Source organism: Chitinophaga sp. (assembly GCF_035564935.1).
GTDB lineage: Bacteria > Bacteroidota > Bacteroidia > Chitinophagales > Chitinophagaceae > Chitinophaga.
The window spans coordinates 1-1,750 of the sequence record NZ_DATMTE010000311.1 but is presented as its reverse complement, the minus strand read 5'-3'; the positions used below and the strand labels follow the sequence as shown (position 1 = coordinate 1,750).

The following is a 1,750-nucleotide window of genomic DNA, read 5'->3' as shown; positions in this document are numbered from 1 at the left end:
CAGAAAAGTGTTGCCGGTAACCCTTATTGGGATGTTCATAGAAATATCCCGCCCGTACAAAAAAAGCCTGCCGGTAGGCATATTCAACACCCGATCCAATGGTGAACTCCCTTAGTTCCTCATGAAAACCTCCGGGGGCATCGCCAAAGGAAGAGAACATCGCATCCACTATACCACGGTCCGGATCTTTACCTTTCAGGATCTGGCTGGTTTCTATGCCATTGGAATCCAGGGCGTACAGGGGAGGCGTAGGCACCAGTAACTTATTGATGTCTACAGAAAGGGTGAATTCGTGTTCATGGGTATGCACAAACGTATAGCCGCCACCGATACGAAGATTCATCGGCAGGAAGCTTTTCCTGTTGTTGTCGTCTGAGTACTGCAGCTTTGTTCCGATATTGGTGATACTAACCCCAAAGCAATAGCGGTTACCAAAGTCGAGTTTGTCTACACTGTTCTGGTAATAATAGCTGATATCGCCGGCTACGGCCGATGCCGGTTTCTGCTGAATATTATTGTAGGAACCCTGTCCCAGCTGGCTGCGCACATATCGCATACCGATGGCCAGCGATGTATGGTTGCCGAGTTTTCTGGCGTAAGCACCATCTATGGCAAATTCTTTAGGGCTATAGTCCTGTAACACTGTACCATTGTCGTCCCGGAAAGTAACGGAGCCGTAATTGAAATACTTCATGGAAAGCCCAATCCCTTCTGTTCCGTTCCAGGTTTTATAGCCGGATACATAAGCCATGTTGGACTTATTGTTGTTCAGCTCCCACATCCATGGAGAATAATTGGCACTCACGCCCCAGTCGCCCGCAAATACTATTTTCGCCGCATTTGAGAACAGGGAGTTGGCATCCGCTGATAAACCAGTGGCGGCATCCCCGGTACCGCTGCTCCTGGTGTCGGGATTAACCAGCAGGAAGCTGGCGCCGATGTTCGGAGGTTTTTGAGTAGCCTTCTGTGCCGTTAACCGCATACCTGTGGCCAGTATACCGGCAAGAAGCACGAGTGTATAACTGTATTTCATAATATCATCTGTTAAAGGGTGATGGTGTTATTGCACAATAAGTTTCTCAAAGAATACATTGCCGTTTACGTTCAGCATAACTGTATAAATACCGGAAGCAAAATGGTTCACAGGTAGCACTACCGTGCTTTTGCCCGGGCCCATTTCCAGGAACTGGTGATGTATCACCTGCCCGGCGGGGTTGATCAGCTCAAGGGTTACATTTACTCTTGCGAGCAGGTCAAATACAACCCTAGTGTTGGTAACAGCCGGATTGGGGAACAGTATATAGCTCTTTACCGGGTTTACGCCGGGTGTCAGCTTTATAAAATCTTCCGGTTGCTGGAATCCCTGTGTCAGTAGTACCCTGCCATCTGTTATGGGTAATATTATGGGTTCTCCCACGGTGTACTGGAACTGGATGTTCTGAACTACGGCGGAACCGCCTGTATTGGCCACCACCTGGCGTTTAAGCGCTACCTGGGCATGGGATGAAATATAGGGGCACACAGGCAACAACAGTGCGAGAGTGCATCTGAGTACAATTGATCTCATATATATATGGTTATAATTAAAATGTTCAGGAACTGCTACAGCGCCGGACAGGAGGGCTACAATCGTAAATAACTTATCTGCCTGTTATACAAGCGCGTGGAGTATCTTTCTATTTCATGACGATTTGATTTATTGGACGGATTTTTCATTCGGGTCTTCGCTTATTAGCGCTCAATCTTCATT

General features: G+C 47.6%; 2 protein-coding genes. Both read right to left on the bottom strand.

The window, feature by feature from the left end:
• A partial coding sequence (gene porV / locus VN105_RS08310; RefSeq protein WP_325639766.1) for a type IX secretion system outer membrane channel protein PorV occupies positions 1-1,033 on the bottom strand: 1,033 nt, incomplete at its 3' end.
• Positions 1,034-1,060: 27 nt separating this feature from the next.
• Positions 1,061-1,567, bottom strand: a complete 507-nt coding sequence (locus VN105_RS08305) for a T9SS type A sorting domain-containing protein (protein ID WP_325639764.1) — start codon at positions 1,565-1,567, stop codon at positions 1,061-1,063.
• Positions 1,568-1,750: the final 183 nt, after the last annotated feature.